General features: G+C 56.1%; 18 protein-coding genes and 1 tRNA gene. 2 read left to right on the forward strand and 17 right to left on the reverse strand.

The window, feature by feature from the left end; translation table 11 throughout:
• Positions 1 to 21 precede the first annotated feature (21 nt).
• The 14 genes from queA to CLR77_RS16320 form a co-directional block, all read right to left on the reverse strand.
• On the reverse strand, positions 22 to 1086 hold the full coding sequence (gene queA, locus CLR77_RS16255; protein ID WP_097461745.1) for a tRNA preQ1(34) S-adenosylmethionine ribosyltransferase-isomerase QueA: 1065 nt from the start codon (positions 1084 to 1086) through the stop codon (positions 22 to 24).
• 109 nt (positions 1087 to 1195) lie between these two features.
• Positions 1196 to 1282 (reverse strand) — tRNA-Leu (locus CLR77_RS16260).
• Between the two features lie 105 nt (positions 1283 to 1387).
• Positions 1388 to 2617, reverse strand: coding sequence for a flagellar hook-associated protein FlgL (gene flgL / locus CLR77_RS16265; RefSeq protein WP_097461746.1), 1230 nt, complete (start codon positions 2615 to 2617; stop codon positions 1388 to 1390).
• 15 nt (positions 2618 to 2632) lie between these two features.
• Positions 2633 to 5290, reverse strand: a complete 2658-nt coding sequence (gene flgK / locus CLR77_RS20345; protein ID WP_097461747.1) for a flagellar hook-associated protein FlgK — start codon at positions 5288 to 5290, stop codon at positions 2633 to 2635.
• Between the two features lie 6 nt (positions 5291 to 5296).
• Positions 5297 to 6331: a flagellar assembly peptidoglycan hydrolase FlgJ gene (gene flgJ / locus CLR77_RS16275; RefSeq protein WP_097461748.1), complete on the reverse strand. Its 1035-nt coding sequence runs from the start codon at positions 6329 to 6331 to the stop codon at positions 5297 to 5299.
• 10 nt (positions 6332 to 6341) lie between these two features.
• Positions 6342 to 7403 carry a flagellar basal body P-ring protein FlgI gene (locus CLR77_RS16280; RefSeq protein ID WP_198962808.1) on the reverse strand — a complete coding sequence of 354 codons (1062 nt, stop codon included), beginning with the start codon at positions 7401 to 7403 and terminating at the stop codon, positions 6342 to 6344.
• Between the two features lie 62 nt (positions 7404 to 7465).
• Positions 7466 to 8146: a flagellar basal body L-ring protein FlgH gene (gene flgH, locus CLR77_RS16285; protein ID WP_097461750.1), complete on the reverse strand. Its 681-nt coding sequence runs from the start codon at positions 8144 to 8146 to the stop codon at positions 7466 to 7468.
• Positions 8147 to 8177: 31 nt separating this feature from the next.
• The gene (gene flgG, locus CLR77_RS16290) at positions 8178 to 8963 is read right to left on the reverse strand and encodes a flagellar basal-body rod protein FlgG (protein WP_097461751.1); all 786 of its coding nucleotides are present in this window, start codon (positions 8961 to 8963) and stop codon (positions 8178 to 8180) included.
• Between the two features lie 80 nt (positions 8964 to 9043).
• Positions 9044 to 9796, reverse strand: a complete 753-nt coding sequence (flgF, locus tag CLR77_RS16295; protein ID WP_097461752.1) for a flagellar basal-body rod protein FlgF — start codon at positions 9794 to 9796, stop codon at positions 9044 to 9046.
• Positions 9797 to 9982: 186 nt separating this feature from the next.
• Positions 9983 to 11944, reverse strand: coding sequence for a flagellar hook protein FlgE (locus tag CLR77_RS16300; protein WP_097461753.1), 1962 nt, complete (start codon positions 11942 to 11944; stop codon positions 9983 to 9985).
• A 21-nt stretch (positions 11945 to 11965) separates the two neighbouring features.
• Complete coding sequence (locus tag CLR77_RS16305) at positions 11966 to 12673, reverse strand: flagellar hook assembly protein FlgD (RefSeq protein ID WP_097461754.1); 708 nt, start codon at positions 12671 to 12673, stop codon at positions 11966 to 11968.
• Between the two features lie 19 nt (positions 12674 to 12692).
• The gene (gene flgC / locus CLR77_RS16310; RefSeq protein WP_097461755.1) at positions 12693 to 13130 is read right to left on the reverse strand and encodes a flagellar basal body rod protein FlgC; all 438 of its coding nucleotides are present in this window, start codon (positions 13128 to 13130) and stop codon (positions 12693 to 12695) included.
• 2 nt (positions 13131 to 13132) lie between these two features.
• On the reverse strand, positions 13133 to 13525 hold the full coding sequence (gene flgB / locus CLR77_RS16315) for a flagellar basal body rod protein FlgB (RefSeq protein ID WP_097461756.1): 393 nt from the start codon (positions 13523 to 13525) through the stop codon (positions 13133 to 13135).
• A gap of 189 nt (positions 13526 to 13714) precedes the next feature.
• Positions 13715 to 14290 (reverse strand): nitroreductase family protein, encoded by a 576-nt coding sequence (locus CLR77_RS16320; protein ID WP_097461757.1) that lies wholly within the window; start codon positions 14288 to 14290, stop codon positions 13715 to 13717.
• A 273-nt stretch (positions 14291 to 14563) separates the two neighbouring features.
• Here CLR77_RS16320 and CLR77_RS16325 point away from each other — a divergent pair, with 273 nt between their 5' ends.
• Complete coding sequence (locus CLR77_RS16325) at positions 14564 to 14875, forward strand: Mpo1-like protein (RefSeq protein ID WP_097461758.1); 312 nt, start codon at positions 14564 to 14566, stop codon at positions 14873 to 14875.
• A gap of 1 nt (position 14876) precedes the next feature.
• Entirely contained in the window at positions 14877 to 16289 is a 1413-nt protein-coding gene (locus CLR77_RS16330) for an adenylate/guanylate cyclase domain-containing protein (protein WP_406564964.1), read from the forward strand.
• Between the two features lie 25 nt (positions 16290 to 16314).
• Here the strand turns inward: CLR77_RS16330 and queF are convergent, their stop codons facing one another.
• From queF to CLR77_RS16345, 3 genes are read right to left on the reverse strand one after another with little or no spacing between them, the layout of a single operon-like run.
• Positions 16315 to 17136: an NADPH-dependent 7-cyano-7-deazaguanine reductase QueF gene (gene queF, locus CLR77_RS16335; protein WP_097461759.1), complete on the reverse strand. Its 822-nt coding sequence runs from the start codon at positions 17134 to 17136 to the stop codon at positions 16315 to 16317.
• 32 nt (positions 17137 to 17168) lie between these two features.
• A complete protein-coding gene (locus tag CLR77_RS16340) occupies positions 17169 to 17942 on the reverse strand; it encodes an ABC transporter permease (RefSeq protein ID WP_097461760.1) in 774 nt (257 codons plus the stop codon).
• Complete coding sequence (locus tag CLR77_RS16345) at positions 17939 to 18904, reverse strand: ABC transporter ATP-binding protein (protein ID WP_097461761.1); 966 nt, start codon at positions 18902 to 18904, stop codon at positions 17939 to 17941. The genes CLR77_RS16340 and CLR77_RS16345 overlap by 4 nt, the downstream gene beginning before the upstream one ends.
• Positions 18905 to 19214 lie beyond the last annotated feature (310 nt).

Below are 19214 nucleotides of genomic sequence, written 5' to 3' on the forward strand. Positions count from 1 at the left end.
TCGGCTCACCGGGCTCTCCCCTCAATCATCGGAAGGCTCGCCATCTGTCGCCGCCCCGGAAGGAATCAGTTGGGGCGCAATCAGCATGGCATCACCGTAACTGTAAAAACGATAGCGCTGCCGGATCGCTTCCTCGTAAGCCCGTATAACCGGGTCTCGTCCGGCAAAGGCAGAGACCAGCATAATCAGCGTGGACTCCGGCAAATGGAAATTGGTAATCATGGCATCGATGCAGCGGAACCGATAACCGGGATAGATAAAGATATCGGTCTCACCCTGATAGGGCTGTAAACGTCCGCTGGCCGACGCCGTCTCAAGGGAGCGCACAGACGTCGTACCGACGGCAATGACCCGCCCTCCCCGCGCCTTGGTCCGCTCAACGGCCGCAACAGCCTCATCGGACACTTCCAGGTATTCGCTGTGCATCTGGTGGTCAGTAACATTTTCCACCCGTACGGGCTGAAAGGTCCCAGCACCAACATGCAACGTCACAAACGTCCGCTCTATACCGCGACTATCCAGCCTCGCAAACAGCGCATCATCGAAATGCAGGCCTGCCGTTGGCGCCGCAACCGCGCCTTCACGGCGGGCATAAACCGTCTGATAACGCTCCCGATCCGCCAGCTCGTCACCTCGCTCCATATAAGGAGGCAGCGGTATATGGCCGATACGCTGCAAAACCGGCAACACCGGCTCGGGAAAACGCAGATGGAAAAGCGCGTCGCGTCGCCCCAAGACCTCGATATCGGGCCCGTCGTCGAGGTGTAGCAACTGCCCGGTACCGGGCGATTTGGAAGACCGGATATGGGCCAGGACCTCGGTTTCATCGAGCACCCGCTCGATCAGGATTTCGAGGCGCCCGCCAGTTGCCTTCCGCCCAAACAGGCGAGCAGGAATGACCCGGGTATCATTGAAGACCAGGAGATCGCCGGGGAGCAGTAAATCGGGAAGATCGGAAAAGCTGCCGTGGTCCAGCGCACCGTTGTCACGATCCAGACGGAGCAGGCGACTTGCCGCACGCTCTGGCAGTGGATAGCGTGCAATCAGCTCATCCGGCAACTGGAAGCTGAAATCGGAGACTTTCACGGATGCCCCTCGGCGCAGAGTGGCCCAAACCACCCATAAAATCTATCACAGGCCATGGAAACGGGGATCGATGATTGGGGCAACAACTGATTGAATGACAAATACTAAGTGGTAGCGGTGGGCGGACTCGAACCGCCACGGGTTTTACCCCAACGGATTTTGAATCCGTCGTGTCTACCAATTTCACCACACCGCCAACGAGGGTGCTGATTATACTGCGCCGGAGGCAGAGGTCAACACAGTCCCGTCATTCCGTCACAATATGTCTCGCTCACATCGATTGATACCCGGCGTCATCCCATTACAGGTTATTGAAGAGCGATAGCTTTGACACCTGCGAAAAGGACAATTGAGCCGCCTGCAAGACCATATTCTGCATGGAAAGCTGGCTGGCCGCCGCCGCATAATCAAGATCCTGCAACTTTGACAGCACCGCCTGCGTCTGACTATCCGACTGCGTATGGAGATCGTTGGTGGTCGACACCGTATTCTGCCGTGCCCCGACGTCAGTCTGAGCCTTGGAGACACTTGCCTGAGCATTATCCAGATTGGCCAGGGTATCCTGAATAAGGTTATTGAATGCCTTGTTACCGACATCGGTGTTGTTGTAGTGCTGCAGCCCGTATACCAGTTTTTCAACGCTCCCCATCACGCTCTGCTTGCCGGACGACTGCACAAAAAAGGTATCGCCAGGCTGGGGTTTACCGGTGATATTGAACTGAATTCCCTCGGCCTGAATCGGCGCACCCGACGAATAATCCGTCGGCGCGACCAACTGCCTGCCGGTGGCACGATCCTGAATGCTGTACTGCAACTGTCCGCTGCCACCGGTACTGAAGGTCACTGACATATTACTGGGATAGAAGTTATCGAACGTCGACTGATCGATGACCATCCCGGAACTGATAGCCGCCGGCGGTTTAGCTGTGTTATTGGGACTTGCCTGTGTATAGAACGTCTTTTGGGCGCTCGGTATATCCACAAATACCGACTTCCCATTGTCGTTGACCGGCAACTGGACGCCGTCATCGATAGCGACTGAACGTTGCCCTTCATCCCCCTGATACTGATAGTTGCCTGAGGCATCCTTGGCGAAAGGAATCGTATCCCCCTTGTTCCCGGAAAACAGGTACTGCCCACTGGAATCCTTGGTGTTCGCCAGGCCGGTTAGCTGGGTCAGCAACTGCGTCACCTGAGTGGCAATGGCCTGACGATCGCTGGCATTCAGGGAGCCATCGTTCGCCTGCAGGGCCAGGCCACGAATCTTGGTCAACGTACTCGACACACTGCTCAGCGTGCTGTCTTCAAGATTCAGGTTGTTGGTCGCCAGGGTAATATTGTTCTGGTATTGACCGGACAGCGACAGCGTCTGATTCAGCTGCAGCACGCGGGCCGCTGCCACAGGATCGTCGGACGGCTGAGTAAGACGCTTGCCCGAAGACAGCTGGCTCTGGGTCTTCTGCTGCTGCTGCGTTACGTCCTGCATGTTGCGCAGGCCAGTGTCATAGATTTGTTGCGTGGAGATCCTCATGGCGGCCTCCTATCCTCACTGGAACGTATTGATCAAGGTATCGAACAGTTGCCGGGCGATGGAAACAACCTTCGCCGACGCGTTGTAGGCAGCCTGGTACTGAATCAGCTTACCCGCCTCCTCATCCAGGTTAACCCCCGAAATGGACTGCCACTGGCTTTGCGACTGAGACAGCAGCGCCTTGCTGGAACTCTGGTCCAGCGTTGCCTGACTGGTTCGGGTACCAACAGTCTCAACCAACTGACTGTAGGAATCGCTATAGCTGCTGGTGCTGTTACCCATCGTTTTCTGGGTTTGCAGGCCGGCCAACGCCAACGCATTGCGGTTATCGGAGACTCCATCGGTGTTGTAACCGATATCGAAGACATCGCCCGCGGATGGTGAGCCACTGATCTGGAACTGGTATCCCCTGTAACTGTTCTGCGCCACCGGTGCCTGATTGAACAGATTGTTATTATTGGCAACCAGTGACACGCCGTTTGCCATGGACAGGTCCACATAGCCACCCGTAACAATGTTATTACCACTGGTCACCGTGGTGGCTGCCGGCGAAGCATTGCCATAGGGATTCAGCTTCTGCACATCGACCGAGTCTCCGCCTCCGCCGACGGCAACATTGATATCCGCGCCGGTGGTGGAGCGCAGGGTCAGGTTCTGGCCATCGCTGACGGCGACGATACCCGCCGCCTGCAGATTGGCATCGGAATTGATCTGGTTGACGAAAGCATCCGGGCCGAAGGTATTCGGGGCGGTGAAGTTGAATGTCTCGCCATTGATCGTCAGCGACGGCGTCGAGGCGTCTCCGTTGTCCGTAAAGTTGGACAGTTTCACCTCGGTGTAAGCGCTGGCCTGCACCCCGGAGACGGTCTGCAGCTGTGTGGCAATTTGCTGGGCAGAGCTGCCCGCCGCGATAGAGATCGACTGCTGAGTGACCTGACCGGTAGTGGCATCCCGTGTGCGGACCGTAATGTTTTGCGCACCGTAGCCGTTGTCGGTCGCATTTCCGGTCTGATTGAGCGCAGTGCCAGCCATGCTGACCGATGTCTGCCCCGGGTCAGCAGTAAACAGCGTATTGGTCACACCCGGCTGATAGGTAAGATTGTTCATCGGCGGCTGCAACGGCTTGGGATTCGCCGGGTCCGTCGCGTCCAGCACTTCATAGGTGGTCGGCGTTACAAAACGCACCATCAACGGCGGTGTCATTTTGCCGTCGGTCAGCGTATTCAGCGGCTTGTTGGTGAGCGGGTTGTTCAGGTCAAGCATCGTGCCCTGACTGATGCTTCCCGTCCCCTGGTTGCTCAGTTCAGCCTGACCTTGTATGGGAGCCGCCAACGCAATCTGGTCGATATTGTTGATCTGCACCCCGAAATCCCGCGCGCCCGTGTAGGTCGGTCGAACGAGAAACTTATCACCTTGCTGGAAGCTGCCGGATGTCAGGTTGATTTCAAAACCCGGCATCTCGATCGACGCCGGGAATGAGCCGGTCAAGGTCCCCTGAGACAGGATGCTACCGTCAGCGGCATTGCGTATCACATAGTCGTTGTTGGTCGGTCCATTGAATTCCAACGAATAGTTGTTCGTCGACAGCTTATTCGCGTCCGTTATCTTGACACTGAGAACCCGGTCGTCGGGCTGGGCGTTATTGGCATTGGAAATAACCCGTTGTCCTGCAGCCGTCGGATCGTTCACGTCGTTGAAGAAGAGGCCACCGAGCTTCCCGTTCAGGTCCATCCCCAATTCATGCTGCTTGTTGAAGTTGGACGACAGGGAAATCGCGATTCCACCCAGGGAATTGATCGCCGGCTCCAGGACCTGGTCACGGTATTGCAATACCCCACCAAGCTTGCCGCCAGACAGATCATTGGAGATGATCTGGATGCCACTGTTAGTGGAAATGGCCACCTGCTGCTTGGAAGCATCCGAAGGATCGTTCACCAGAGACAACGGATTGGCGCGATCGTTGATGACCAGCGCCTGGCCGTTACCCACGGTCACGTTAACCTGCCCATCGCCTTGATCCGATACCTGAACCTTAACCAACTCGGACAACTGACGGATCTTCTCGTCCCGCTGGTCCAGCAGATCGTTGGGCTCATGCCCCTGGGCACGACCCGGTGCAGAGGCGATAGCCGCATTCAACTGCGCAATATCCTTAGCCAGCGTGTTGACCCGGGACACATTGGAACTGAGCTGTTGGTTAACCGACTGTTCCTGCGTTGAAAACTGCGAATACAAGGAGTGAAATCGTGAAGCCAGCCCCTGTGCCTGGCTGAGCACCGCCTGACGCTGAGCCACCGAAGCTGGATCGGTCGAGGCACTCTGCAGCGCATTGAAAAAACTCTGCATCGCCGAACTCAGGCCGGTACTGTTGCTACCCAGCAAGTTGTCCAACTGGTTGAGCTGGGTCAGCAGCGTATCCTGCTCGTTGAACAACGAGGTATCCGAGCGAAGTTGCGTGTTCGCAAACTGGCTGTTCTGCCGCTGTATGTCGAGGATATTTACCCCGCTCCCCACGTACCCGGAACCGGTGACCTGCGGAACATTAGCGCCAAAAATCGCCCGCTGACGACTGTAACCGTCTGTGTTGGCGTTCGAGACATTCTGCCCGGTCGTGGTAATGGCGACCTGTTGCGCCTGGAGACCACTCAAGCCGATATTGATCAGGTTGGCCATGACGGATTACTCCTCCGAACCCAGGGAGAGATCTGACAGGACACTGCCATCCAGCGCCGAGCGCATCGAATTGCTACCCATAATGCTCTGGATTTTCCGGCTGTATGACGGATCTGTCGCATAGCCGGCCTCCTGCAACGCACCCGTGAAGGCCTCAGGATCATCAGCCTGCTGCAACACCGCCTGATAACGCGGGTTACCCTGCAAGAACTTGACGTAGTCCTGGAAACTCGCCGCATAGCTGTCGTAGGCACGGAACGGCGCGACCTCCTTGAGCGCCTTGCCATCCCGGTACTCGGTCGTCGTGACCTTGACCGAAGGTCCACTCCAGCTGTCGTTGGCCTTGATACCGAACAGGTTGTGGCTGACGGTTCCGTCCTTGCCGGTAATCATGTGCTGACCCCAGCCGGTCTCCAGCGCTGCCTGGGCAATGAGCACTCGAGGGTCCACACCGGTCGCCTTACCGGCCTTCTGCGCCAGCGGAAGCAGTTGATTGACGAAATCCTGCGGCGAGGAAAAGGTCCCGCTATGGGCTCCCGTTTCCGAATCCGGCGCAGACGCGGAAGAGGATTGCACCAGCTTGTCCACGGTTTTCAACTGCGCGGTCAGTTGTGGAGACAGCGCCGGCAGTGTCCGCGGATAGTCCTGGATACTGGCCATCTTCGAGGCTTTCCCAGTTACATCCCCCATTCCCGACAAGGTCGCAGGTTGTTCCCGGTTTCCGGAGAGGGTTTTGCTGAGCTGGCGCTCGAGCACTTTCGCCAAGCCGATGCCGCCGTGATGGCTCATCGTCAGGGCCAACTGGCTGTCGAACATCTGCTGATAGAATTGCGTCTGAGTGCTATTCAGCATGTCACCCTGAGCAAAAACCTCGTTGGCCTTACGCATCGACTTGAGCATTTGCGAAATGAACATACTCTCGAATTGCTTGGCCACTTCCTTCAGCGCAGCGCCTTTGTTCGTTTTCGCTTCGTTGCGCAACGCATTAAGACTGCTGATGTTGGTATAGATGTCTGTCGATTGGAGACTGGTGTTCTGCATGGCGCCGCCCTCAGATCACTATCAGTTCGGCACGGAGGGCACCCGCTTGTTTAAGCGCCTCCAGGATGGCCATGACGTCGCTGGGGGCGGCGCCGACCTGATTCACGGCCTGCACGATCTGATTGAGCGTGACCGCAGGGCCGAACTGGAACATGTGAGCAGGTTGCTGATTCGCACTCACCGTACTTTGCGGCACGACGACCGTCTGCCCCTGGCTCAATGCATTGGGCTGGCTCACCTGCGGGTTGGCACTGATCGTCACTGTCAAGTTGCCGTGAGTAACCGCTGCCGGCAGAACCTTGACATTCTGGCCGACGACAATGGTACCGGTGCGGGAGTTGATAACGACTTTGGCGGCCTCTGTCCCCGGCTTCACCTCCAGGTTTTCCAGGATGGAAAGGAAGCTGACGCGCTGGGAGGCATCCCGTGGCGCCTTGACGGAGATCGAGGCCGCGTCTTCGGCATAGGCCATGCCCGGCCCAAGAAGACCATTGATGGCCTCAACCACCCGTTTGGCCGTGGTGAAATCCGGCTCGTTGAGGTTCAGGGTGATGGTGTCGCCACGATCAAAGGGGTTCGGCACGCTGCGTTCGACCGTGGCACCGCTGGGAATCCGGCCGACACTGGGGACATTGACCGTTACGCTGGAGCCCCCCTGCCCTGACGCACTGAAGCCGCCGACAAGAAGATTCCCTTGCGCCATGGCGTAGATCTTGCCATCAGCGCCCTTCAATGGCGTCATCAACAGGCTACCGCCACGCAAGCTCTTGGCATTGCCGATAGAGTCGACCGTGATATCGATGGTTTGACCTGGTTTGGCAAACGGCGGCAATTCAGCATGGACCGCGACCGCCGCCACGTTTTTCAGCTTCGGGTCGACGTTGGCCGGCAAGGTAACGCCGAATTTGTTCATCATGTTGCGAAAGGTTTGATCGGTAAACGGCGCCTTGTCACCCGTACCGTTAAGGCCGACCACAAGCCCGTAACCGACCAACTGGTTTTCACGGACACCCTGAACCTGGGCCAGATCCTTGATACGATCAGCCTGGGCCAAACCGGAAACAGCCAGCATGCCAAACAGCAACCAGCGCAAAGTTGGACCTAGACCGCGATTTAAGATCATGTTGCAGCCTCCTACAACGGCCACCATTCAGAGTTGAAGAAACGGCTCAGCCATCCCATCCGGGTGGTGTCCTGGAAATTTCCCGTGCCGCCGTAAGCGATCCGGGCATTGGCAATACGTGTAGAAGACACCGTGTTGTCAGGGCTGATATCTGTCGGCCGAACCAAGCCTGTGAGACGGATATATTCCTTGCCGTCTCCCAGGGTCAGCCATTTTTCGCCTCTGATCTTCAGGACACCATTGGGCAAAACATCCACAACACTTACCGTGATGCTGCCCTTCAGGCTGTTGCTCTGACCGGAATCTGCCTGGCCCTGGAAATTCCGCTTGAAGTTCGGATCCGTCAGCAGGCTCAACGATCCCGCCGTTACGGCGTTCCCCAGGACGTTTGCCTCGTTGAAGTCCGTCTTGTTGTTCTTTTGCAGCTGGGTTTTCGCCGTCTTGCTCGACTGGGTCACCTCATCGAGGTTGACGGTCAGAATGTCACCGACATTCAGGGCCACCCGGTCGCCGTAGGGGTTATAGTTGCGCGAAACCTGAAAGATCGACCCGCTACTGGGGTCGCGCCGCAGCATCGCTTGTGGCTCAACCGGCGCCCAGGCGGGGTCGCCCGGCTCCGCGCGCGGCCGGGTCATGGCACTGCATCCGCTCAACAACGTCAGAACAATCGCCAGAGCCAATACCCGTTTCATGACCTCTCCTCCACCTCATCCATCACGCGACTTATGCGTTCTGCGTGATGTACTGCAACATCTGATCACTGGCCGACACGACCTTTGAGTTCATCTCATAGGCACGCTGTGTCGTAATCATGTTGACCAACTCGTCGACCACCGACACGTTCGAGGTTTCGACCATGCCCTGTTCAATGGTGCCCAGGCCATTCAGGCCGGCCTGGCCTTCCTGGGGAGCACCGCTGGCGGCCGTTTCCTTGAACAGGTTATTGCCGATCGCCTCCAGCCCCTGTGGGTTGACGAAATTCGTCAAGGTGATCTGACCCAATTGCTGCGGATTAGCGGCGTCCGTTGTCACGGCGGAAACCGTGCCGTCCTTACCGATCGTTACCGACGTCGTGTTCTGCGGCAGGGTGATGGCCGGCTGGAGCGGATAGCCCTCGGAGGTCACCACGTTGCCATTGGAGTCCAACTGGAACTGACCGTCCCGGGTGTAGGAAATGGAACCATCGGGCATCAGCACCTGGAAGAAGCCCTTGCCGTTGACCGCCATATCCAGGGGCTGATTGGTATTCTGCAACGTTCCCTGAGTGAACTGCTTGGTCGTACCGACGATACGCACACCCGTTCCCAACTGCAGCCCCGACGGCAACTGCGAGTTCGTCGTATTCTGGCCACCGGGCTGCCGCTTGATCTGGTACAACAGATCCTGAAAGTCCGGTCGATCGCGCTTGAAGCCGACGGTACTGACGTTGGCAAGGTTGTTGGCAATGGTCGTCAGCGCCATGTCCTGAGCGGCAAGCCCGGTTTTGCTGACCCAAAGTGCTGGCATCATGAGCGGATACTCCTGCGATTAACCGTTGTCGAACTGACGATGACTGGCAACGCCGCTTTTTCGTCATTCGTTATCATTATTTAAAGGTTTTGCAAAAGGCGTGCCGTGGACTGCGAATCCTGATCAGCAGCGTGCATGACACGCACCTGCAGCTCGTATTGTCGCGACAACTGCATGGTCGAAATCAACGCTTCGATAGGATTGACGTTCGAGTCTTCGAGGAATCCAGGCTCAACCCGCACATTCGCGTCTGCCGGCGCCACAGCGTTACCGCCGTTCTGCGACTTGATATGCATGAGACCGTCGGTCCCCTTTTCCAGGGTCTTGGGATCGGGGTTGACCAGCTTGATGCGGTCCACTTCAACCAACTGGCTCGGGGTACTACCGGTAGGGATGGCCGAGACGGTACCGTCGGCACCAATCTGAACTTTGTCCGAAGGAGGAATCGCCACCGGCCCACCATTGCCGAGCACCGGCAAACCACTGCCTGTGCGCAGGATACCGTTGACGTCGACCTGAAGATTGCCGGCACGGGTGTAGGCCTCGCTGCCATCCGGCGCCTGGACTGCAATCCAGCCCTTGCCCTTGATGGCGATATCCAGATCACGCCCGGTCTGGATCAAACTACCACTGCTCATGTCAGTGCCAGGATTTTCAGTCATGGCAAAGACGCGTGAAGGATAGGTTTCGCCATACACCGGCATACTGCGCGCGGCAACGAAATCCTGCTTGAAGCCCACGGTATCGACGTTGGCCAAATTGTTGGCGTGTGCCTGCTGAGCCAGCATATTCTGCTTGGCACCTGACATGGCGATATAAAGCGCCTTATCCATCTCTCCACCTCCGACGGAAAGCTGTCACTAGGACAGAGCAAAGCACTTACCATGCCAATGTTCCCTGCTGCCTCGACAAAGCCTTTATATTCGGCAAGATAGGTTGTTCCAAGGCTTTCATCGCCCCACAAAAAAGGCCCCGCCGTAGCGGGGCCTTTCAAGATGGCAACAATTTCGGCAGCGGCATCAGCGCAGGTTAATGATCGTCTGCGTTATGGCGTTGTCCGTCTGAATGGTCTTCGCATTCGCCTGATAGTTTCTTTGGGCGACGATCAGGTTGACCAACTGATTGGAAAGATCCACGTTCGACTCTTCCAGCGAACTTGCGGTAATCGTTCCCAGGGAACTGGTTCCCGGCGATCCCACGATCGCGTTGCCCGAGCTAAAGGTCTCCGCCCAGTTATTACCGCCGACCGGCGCCAGCCCTGTGTTGTTGGCGAACTTCGCCAACGAGACTTGAGCCAGCGTCTTGGATTGCCCGTTACTGTAACGGGCAAAGATGGTGCCGTCGGTGGAGGTATCCAGGCCCGTCAAGTGACCTGTCGCATAGCCGTCCTGCTTGACATTGTTCTTGGCAAAGGCACTACCGTACTGGGTCGTTCCACTCATATCGATGGCAAAATTTGAGCTGGTCGGCGGATTGGGTATGGGCAGAACGCCCCCGTTCACCACATTCATCGGGCCATCCGCGCCATTCGGATTCCCATTGGCGTCCAACGGTGTCCAGTTGGAAATCAACACCTTGTCCGACAGGTTGGTATTCAGTGAGCCATCGTTGTTGAAGACCAGGTTATAGGACGCCATCGTCGCTTTTGTATTTTGCGGCGGAGGAAGTGCCGTATTCGGATCGCCCACATTCTTTCCATCAACCTGAACGTACATCGTCCAAAGGTTCGCCGGACTTGGACCGGTCGACGGCTCCTTGACGAAGTACTGCGTCATGACGTGGGAATTACCCAAGCTGTCATAAATAGGCGTCGTGGTCGCGTAGTTATAGGTGTTCTGATCGCTGGGATTGAACGCATTGTGGACGAATGGCGTGCCCACTGTGTTGTTGACAATGTTCGTGGAGGCCGGCGACAGGGAGACACCTTGATCCAGGGTAAATTTGATCGTACCTGAAACGGTTGCCGTGTCGCTGTTGGTCGCGCTGTCGTTGGCGCTATTCCCGTCCAGGGTAATGGTGCCCGCGTTCTGGCCGCTGACATTCAGGCTGCCGCTACCGGCATACTGGAACAACAGGTCACTCCCCTGGCTGGATACCAACTGCATATCACCCGAGGAATTGAATACCGCCGTGATGCCCACCAGCGACGATGAATTGATATCGTTCGCCAACTGAGCTTCACCCCCCGTAGAGCTGAGCGAGAACTGAACTCCGTTGATAGTCAGCGTATCGCCGGTCGTAGGACTGAACGCACTGGCAGGAATCGTTGCTGTCGTTGTCGCTGACGCAGTGATACCGTCCTGCTGGGTCAATGTCGACGCGATAGCCCCGGCAGAGTCCCCTGCATTGGTATTAACCGTTGCGCTGGTGCCATTTGGATAATTGATGGTCCAGACCTCAGCAGGTATACCGTTGGTGGAACCCACCACGGCCGTACCAATGGAGCTGCCATCCGACGTCAGGGTCGTCCCCCGCTGCGCAAGCACGGAGGCCGTCGCATCCATATTAAGCATGCTGGTGACGTTGCTCGTCCGTTGCGGAGCCAGGTCAGAAGTCTGCACCTGGATATCACCGGTCAAGCCGGACAAATTGCCGTTGGTATCCGCCTGATAGCCCTGGAGACGCATCCCTTTGCTGTTTACGACGTAACCATTCTTGTCGACACCAAACTCACCATCCCGTGAATACAGTTTTTCGCCATTGTTATTCATGACAAAAAAACCATCGCCGTTGATGGCCATATCCAAGCCACTGCCAGAGGCGATATTGCCCTGGTCGAACAACTGGCGAACAGTCTGAACATTAACGCCGCCGCCCACATTGTTCGAACCGAGACTCAACAAGCCGTTGGAATAGATATCGCCAAATTCCGTTCGTGACTGCTTGAAGCCCACCGTGCTGGCATTGGAGATATTGTTACCAGTGACTTCCAGATCGGTCGACGCCGCTTTCAGACCGCTCAAAGCAATATTAAACGCCATGCCACACCTCGCCGATCACGATCAGTTGATTTGGGTTACGCTGGACAGGGGCACAGATCCCATATCCGCCAGATTCAGGGTGATGGAGCCGTCGCTGCCGATCGATACACTGTTGACGTTGGCGCTGATCAATGTCGGCACCTGAGCAGAGCCGCCCGCCCCGTCACTGGCAACAGCATTCAGCGTGTAGCTGCCAGTCGGCATAGAATTGCCGCCTGCATCCTTGCCATCCCAGTTAAATGCCACCTGACCGGCAGGTTGTTGCCCCAGGTCCATGGTTTTTACCAGGGAGCCTGAGCTATCCAACACCTGAACTTTCAGATCATTCGTCGCATTCGCCAAATCGGCAAAACCGGAAATCTTGCCACTGGCCCCCAGGCTTGCCGTATTGGATTGGGCCACGACCGAGCGCCCAACCATGGCAGAGGCCTGCAGTGCCTGTTGCGAGCGGAACTGAGAGGAAAAACTCTGAACCGACGTATTCAGGTTCTGCATCTGTTCCAGCGAGCTGAATTGCGCCAACTGCGCAAGGAACTGCGTGTTATCGGTCGGATTGAGCGGGTCCTGATTATTCAGCTGGGCAAGCATCAGGTTCATGAACTGATCTTTCCCCAAGGCGGAAGAGCTACCAGTGCCTTTGGTACCGCTGCTGGAGCTGGAATTCGACTGCTGCACCGCATACTTATCCAGTACATTCGTTGCAGTCTGGTTATTGTTGACGGTCGTCATGGCTGCCTCCTCGCCTTAATCACTGGCCCAGCGTCAGCACACGCTGCATCATGGTCTTGGCGGTATTCATTACATCCACGTTGGTCTGGTAGGTACGCGACGCGGACATCATATCGGCCATCTCCTCGGCGATATTCACATTCGGGTAATAGACGTAACCATCCTTGTTGGCCATGGGACTACCGGGCTCATAGCGCATCTGCAGGCTTTCGTCACTCTGCACAATGCCTTTTACCTGAACGCCCATGCTGGGCGCCTGGCCATCAAAACCGTTCGCGACACCGTTCATCAGGCCCTGCTGAATAGCGGCGAAAATTGGCTTACGCGCGCGGTAGGCGCCCGCAGCTGTCGAACTGGCCGTATCGGCGTTGGCAATGTTGCTCGCCGTCGTATTGAGCCGGATGGACTCTGCCGACATCCCCGAACCGGCAATATTGAAAATGCTCGCAAGGGACATCTTTATTCTCCTCTAATCGCGCTCATCAGCCCTTTTACGCGGCTGTTGAGGAACTGGAAACTGGCCTGAAAATCCATGGCGTTCTTGGTGTACTCAGACAGCTCTGTCTGGGTATCCACCGTATTGCCATCAATCGATGGCTGGGACGGTATCCGGTAGAGAAGCGGCGGGTTGCCGCCGCTGCCTGTTCCGGGAATATCCCGTGAGTTGGTCATCTCCAGCGGCAGGGTATTCGACTGCGCCTGATCCAGAGCCGCCCTGAAATCGAAGTCGCGGGCCTTGAAGTCCGGCGTATCGGCATTGGCGAGGTTGTTAGCGAGCACCTGGGCGCGCTGAACTCTCAGCTCCAGAGCCTTCTCATGAATTCCCAGCGCTTTATCAAAGCTGATTGCCACGATGCCTCCCAGTCAGCCAGTTGCCTTTGCGGGAGAAATAAGCAATCAGGATGCCAACTTGGGATTCGCCTTTTTTTAAGGGGATTGAGAGGGAGTGTTCTTCTGATGAGCAACGAAAAGCGGCAACATTTTTCCCTGAGACCGGCGGAATACGGTCACAGGGCTGTCAGAACCGGCCAGCCAGTGAAATTAATGGCTGTTCCGCGGCGGCCACACCGAGACGATGTCATCGAGCGAGGGCAATGGCTGGACCGGCTTGCGCGCCGCCGCCGTACCGACATACAGAAAGCCGGTAATCGACTCGAGGGGCCCCAACCCCAGACGCTCATGCACAACCGGGTGATATGCCATATCCCCCGTCCGCCAGATACCCGAAAACCCTCGGGCTTCCAGTGCGAGCAGCAAATAGGCCATACCGGCACCCGTAGACAGGGTTTGCTCGATGACTGGCACCTTGGGGTGCTCCTGCTGACACGTGATGCCCACAATAATCATCGGTGCACGCAGGGCCTTGCTGCTGATCTTATCAAGATCCGATTCCTGCAGCGCTGGATTATCATGCGCCGCTGCAGCGGCAAAGGCCTCCCCCAACTGCTGCAAACCCTTTCCGGTGACAACCAGATAGCGCCATGGCTTGAGTAACGCATGATCCGGCGCCCGCAATGCACAGGAAAACACTTCACGCAACACCTCATCGCCAGGCGCCGGCGCAGACAGCCGGGGCTGCGATTGCCTGCTAAGAATGAATTCGATAATGTCCTTCATGCTGCTATCTCATCCGCTTGTCGCTACTTCAATGAAAAGGGGGCCTTCCCGTGCCTACGACGAATTGTCGCACTGGATCGAAACCTTTGCGCATTAGGCGTCACAGGTTATCGCCCACTAGCGGGTTTTCAGAAAATGTCGGGGAAGTAAACCGCTACTGTCGCGAAAAGAGCAAAATTGTGACAATAGTCAAATGCTGATAACCTTATAAGGTTACCTTGGCTCGCGACGCAGCGCTGAAGAAAACAATAAACAGCCGGGAAGACAAAGACAATGAGAGATCTGCCGATATATCAAACCTTTTCGGACTTCTATCCCTATTACCTGTCCGAGCATAGTGATGTCACCTGTCGCCGCCTACACTACCTTGGTAGCATTCTCGTTTTGGCGGTACTCGCAAGCAGCGTGGCAACCGCACACTATATGTGGCTGTTGAGCCTGCCGGTCATCGGTTATGGCTTTGCCTGGACGGGTCACTTCTTCTTCGAAAAGAACCGTCCTGCGACCTTCAGGTACCCCCTGTACAGTTTTATGGGTGACTGGGTAATGCTGAAGGATATGCTCATTGGCCGTATTAGGTTCTAAGATGATGAATGCCCCCCTGATTCCGGCAAACGTGGTTGGCATGGAGCATAAAAGCAAGCCCGCCGCCATTCCGCCGATGCCGGATTACAATGCCCGGGTACTGGCCTATATTGCCGGCGCGGCGGTTATTGCCTCCGGTATTGTCAGCGGCTATTTCGACCGTAATCTTATCTGGGTCGTACCGGTTGCACTGCTCTGGCCACACTTCATATTTTTCGTAACGCGTCACCTTGGCTGGCAACGCAATCAACGGGTACGCCAACGTATTCTGCTGATCGACGCCATCGTGACCGGACTGCTGCTCGCGATTATCCAATTCAGCCTGATCCCCAGCCTCTTCCTGATGCTGATGCTGTATTTCAGTTGCCTGATCGTGGGAGGCGTTCGTATCTGGCTAACCGGTGTCGCCGCCAATCTTGTCGGGTGCGTATTAGGCGGCCTTGTGCTGGGATTCCATGTCGTTATCGACACCCCACTCCTGGTTAACGCTGTCGCTGGCATTGGCACCGGCATCTACATCTGCGTCACAGCCTACTATACGCACCAGCAGGCCCGGGCACTGGTTCTGGCGAAATCACAGATTCAGTTTCAGCGGGAGCAATCCATTGCGCTGTCCCATAAACTGTCGAAATACCTGTCACCCCAGGTGTGGCAATCGATCTTTACGGGTGAACGGGATGTACGCCTGGAAACCCAGCGTAAGAAGCTTGCCGTTTTCTTCTCTGACATTCGGGGATTTACCGAACTGTCTGAAGAAATGGAGCCGGAAAGCCTGACCGAACTGCTGAACAATTACTTTACGGAGATGTCGCAGATTGCACTGAAGTACGGCGGCACTATCGACAAATTCGTGGGTGACAGCATCATGATTTTCTTTGGCGATCCGACCAGTCGCGGCGCCAAGGAAGATACGGTTGCCTGTGTCAGCATGGCGATCGATATGCGCAAACATATGAAGATTTTGCGCCAGAAGTGGAAAAGCCAGGGCATTCGCACCCCACTGGAAATCCGCATGGGAATCAGTACCGGCTACTGTACCGTTGGCAACTTTGGCGCGGAGAACCGGATGGATTACACCATCATCGGGAAGGAAGTGAACCTGGCCAGCCGCCTCGAATCCCTGGCGGAACCCAGCGAAATACTGGTGTCCTATGAAACCTTTTCGCTGATCAAAGACAAGATCATGTGCCGGGATAAAGGCGAAATCACAGTAAAAGGATTCACCCGTCCCGTCCCTATCTACGAAGTCATCGACTTCCGCCGCGACATCGGGCCGCATAGAAGCTTTATGGAACACGAGTGCGAAGGTTTTGCGATGTACCTGGATTCCGAGAAGATCAGCGGCGTGGAGCGCGATACGATCTTACAGGCCCTTGACAGGGCCATGGGCCGCCTCCGCGGTGGCGACGAGTAACCTTTCGCCGCGCCCTCACCGGCTATTACTGCCTGACCAGCCTCAGTGAAGGTGCAACACCAGATACCGTGCTGCGCCAGGGGTTGATGTCCAGACCGCCCCGCCGGGTATAGCAGGCCATCACGGTCAGTTGCTCTGGCTGGCACTGTGCCATGATGTCGGTAAAAATCCGCTCCACACAATGCTCGTGAAAATCCTGCTCCCGACGGTATCCGACGATGTACCGCAGCAATTCCGCCCTATCCAGTGGCCGCCCCCGGTAGTCGATCAGCACGGTTCCCCAGTCAGGCTGACGGGTGACCGGGCAAAGGCTTCTTAAAAGGTGAGAGCACAGGCGCTCTTCAACAACGTCGTCGCGGGTGACCTTGAGATGCTCCGGATCGGGGCGGTACGCCTGAATATCGATTGACTGGTTATCCAGCACCTGATATCCGGCCGGCGATCCCGGCAAGGTGACAGCCCGATCCACCGGCAGCAATTCCAGGCCAACCTCGCCGCCTGCAGCCGCACTCAGGTCCCGGCCAAGCACTTCCAGGAACGCAGCTTCGCTTTCAATGACTTCCTGGTTGAAGGAGTTCAGATAAAGTTTGAGCGACTTGGACTCAATCAGATTAGGTGAGTCCGCCGGCACCCGAAGCTCGAGCACCGCCACCCGCGGCAACCCCGCAGGTGACAGCCAGGACACCTCGTAAGCTCGCCATAAGTCCTCTCCGAACCCGGACCACCGACCATCCGTCAGGCCAAGACGTTGACGATTTTCCAGGCGAGCGACCGGAAACAGGACATCAGGCGCATAACGCTCGGGGTATTCAGTCGTTTTGCCCAGAAGGGCCTTATCCAATGCCATGGGGCTCCCCCTTCACCAGAATACGACCAACATCAGGCCCGAATCCCCTTGCCCCGTTTCAGCATGGCCAAGCTTACCGAGAACAATACAATGATAAACAAGGCAATCATGGAGAGGGCGACGCCGATATTGACATCCGAAACCCCCAGGATGCCGAACCGAAAGGCATTGATCATATAGAGGATCGGGTTGGCCAGGGACAACTTCTGCCAGAATTCAGGCAACTGCTGTATCGAGTAGAAGACCCCACCCAAATAGGTCAATGGCGTCAACACGAAAGTCGGCACAATAGAAATATCATCGAATTTGGTGGCCAGCATGGCGTTGATAAAACCGCCCAATGAGAACAGCACAGCCGTCAGTACGACCGTCGTCAGCACAATCAGAACATGGTGCACGTGCAACGAGGTAAAGGCGAGCGAAAGACAGGTCACGATAAAACCGGTGATCAACCCTCGGCTCACACCGCCTGCCACGAATCCCAAGAGGATGATCCAATTCGGAACCGGCGATACCAGCAACTCTTCGACGCTGCGCTGAAATTTCATGCCGAAAAACGAGGAGACAACGTTTGAGTAGGAATTGGTAATAACCGACATCATGATCAGACCGGGAACGATGAACTGCATATAGCTGAAACCGTTCATCGAGCCAATCCGCGAGCCGATCAGGTTCCCGAAAATGACGAAATACAGGGTCATGGTGACAGCAGGCGGCACCAACGTTTGCGGCCAGATCCTCATGTACCGCCGAATCTCTTTCACCAGGATCGTGACAAATGCAACAAAGATGGCGCGGGCGCTCATGACGTCACGCCCTCCTTTGCCTTACCTGCCACATCATGGTGGGCGGCGTTGTTATCTTCCACCATGGCAACAAACAGCTCTTCCAGGCGGTTGGACCGGGTCCGCATACTCATCACGTCAATATTCATTTCGGCAAGTTTCAGGAAAACGTCATTCAGGCTCTTTCCCTTGGCGACATCCAGCTCCAGGGAGCCCTCTCCGTTCAGTCGCATGGGATAGCCATCGATGGACGGCGGCTCACTGAGCGGGCTACGCGTATCCAGAATGAAGGTTTCCAGGTGCAGTTTTTGCAACAGGTCCCGCTTACTGGTGTTTTCGAGAATGCGGCCCTGATCGATAATGGCAATGTTGCGACACAGGGCCTCGGCTTCTTCCAGATAATGCGTGGTGAGAATGATCGTCGTGCCCTGCCGGTTGATTTCCTGGAGGAACTGCCACATCGACCGACGCAGCTCGATATCGACACCCGCCGTGGGTTCGTCGAGAATCAGCAGGCGCGGCTCATGGACCAGGGCCCGGGCAATCATAAGACGACGTTTCATGCCTCCGGACAGCATCCGCGCGGGCACATCCTGCTTGTCCCAGATACCCAGTTTTTTCAGGTAGTGTTCAGCAGCCTTACCGGCACGAGAGGCTGGAATACCGTAGTAGCCCGCTTGCGTCACCAGGATGTCGAAGACTTTTTCAAAGTGATTGAAATTGAACTCCTGAGGTACCACCCCGAGTTCAAGTTTCGCCCGCGCCAGATCCCTGTCGATATCGTGACCGAAGATGGAGACCTCGCCCGATGTTTTATTCACTAACGACGAGACGATACCCAAGGTCGTGGACTTACCCGCACCATTGGGTCCCAGCAGTGCAAAGAAATCACCCTCTTCGACCCGAAGGTCGATTCCCTTGAGAGCTTCAAAACCACTTCCATAGGTTTTGCGGAGATTTTTAATGACCAACGCGTCTTTCATGACAAACCGATTCAATTTCAGAAGTGAAGGACCGATAAGGGAAGTTATAAGAGTAAGACACGACTTCCTGACAATTGGCCCATAAAGCAAGGCCGCAACTCTACCACAAATCAGGGCTTAAGCCGGATTTTCAAGACCGGCATGGAAAACTGCGACAGGCTTCCAGAACCGCACCAACCGATTTCCCTATAATCCAGCCAGTTACCGCTCGCTCATATGGCACTTTTAGGTGCAAACGGGCGGGAATAATAAGAACACTCGACAAATCCGCGAAACAGGGAACCTAGTGTCCGCCATGAAGCGATTTCTA

Origin of the sequence: Mangrovitalea sediminis (assembly GCF_002514725.1) — a bacterium.
Classification (GTDB): domain Bacteria; phylum Pseudomonadota; class Gammaproteobacteria; order Pseudomonadales; family Oleiphilaceae; genus Mangrovitalea; species Mangrovitalea sediminis.

Bases quoted from the DNA above. Each gene is read 5' to 3' on its own strand.
- flgL (WP_097461746.1), bottom strand. From the start codon at position 2,617: ATGAGGATCTCCACGCAACAAATCTATGACACTGGCCTGCGCAACATG.
- flgK (WP_097461747.1), bottom strand. From the start codon at position 5,290: ATGGCCAACCTGATCAATATCGGCTTGAGTGGTCTCCAGGCGCAACAG.
- flgJ (WP_097461748.1), bottom strand. From the start codon at position 6,331: ATGCAGAACACCAGTCTCCAATCGACAGACATCTATACCAACATCAGC.
- CLR77_RS16280 (WP_198962808.1), bottom strand. From the start codon at position 7,403: ATGCTGGCTGTTTCCGGTTTGGCCCAGGCTGATCGTATCAAGGATCTG.
- flgH (WP_097461750.1), bottom strand. From the start codon at position 8,146: ATGAAACGGGTATTGGCTCTGGCGATTGTTCTGACGTTGTTGAGCGGA.
- flgG (WP_097461751.1), bottom strand. From the start codon at position 8,963: ATGATGCCAGCACTTTGGGTCAGCAAAACCGGGCTTGCCGCTCAGGAC.
- flgF (WP_097461752.1), bottom strand. From the start codon at position 9,796: ATGGATAAGGCGCTTTATATCGCCATGTCAGGTGCCAAGCAGAATATG.
- CLR77_RS16300 (WP_097461753.1), bottom strand. From the start codon at position 11,944: ATGGCGTTTAATATTGCTTTGAGCGGTCTGAAAGCGGCGTCGACCGAT.
- CLR77_RS16305 (WP_097461754.1), bottom strand. From the start codon at position 12,673: ATGACGACCGTCAACAATAACCAGACTGCAACGAATGTACTGGATAAG.
- flgC (WP_097461755.1), bottom strand. From the start codon at position 13,130: ATGTCCCTTGCGAGCATTTTCAATATTGCCGGTTCGGGGATGTCGGCA.
- CLR77_RS16320 (WP_097461757.1), bottom strand. From the start codon at position 14,290: ATGAAGGACATTATCGAATTCATTCTTAGCAGGCAATCGCAGCCCCGG.
- CLR77_RS16325 (WP_097461758.1), top strand. From the start codon at position 14,564: ATGAGAGATCTGCCGATATATCAAACCTTTTCGGACTTCTATCCCTAT.
- CLR77_RS16330 (WP_406564964.1), top strand. From the start codon at position 14,877: ATGATGAATGCCCCCCTGATTCCGGCAAACGTGGTTGGCATGGAGCAT.
- queF (WP_097461759.1), bottom strand. From the start codon at position 17,136: ATGGCATTGGATAAGGCCCTTCTGGGCAAAACGACTGAATACCCCGAG.
- CLR77_RS16340 (WP_097461760.1), bottom strand. From the start codon at position 17,942: ATGAGCGCCCGCGCCATCTTTGTTGCATTTGTCACGATCCTGGTGAAA.
- CLR77_RS16345 (WP_097461761.1), bottom strand. From the start codon at position 18,904: ATGAAAGACGCGTTGGTCATTAAAAATCTCCGCAAAACCTATGGAAGT.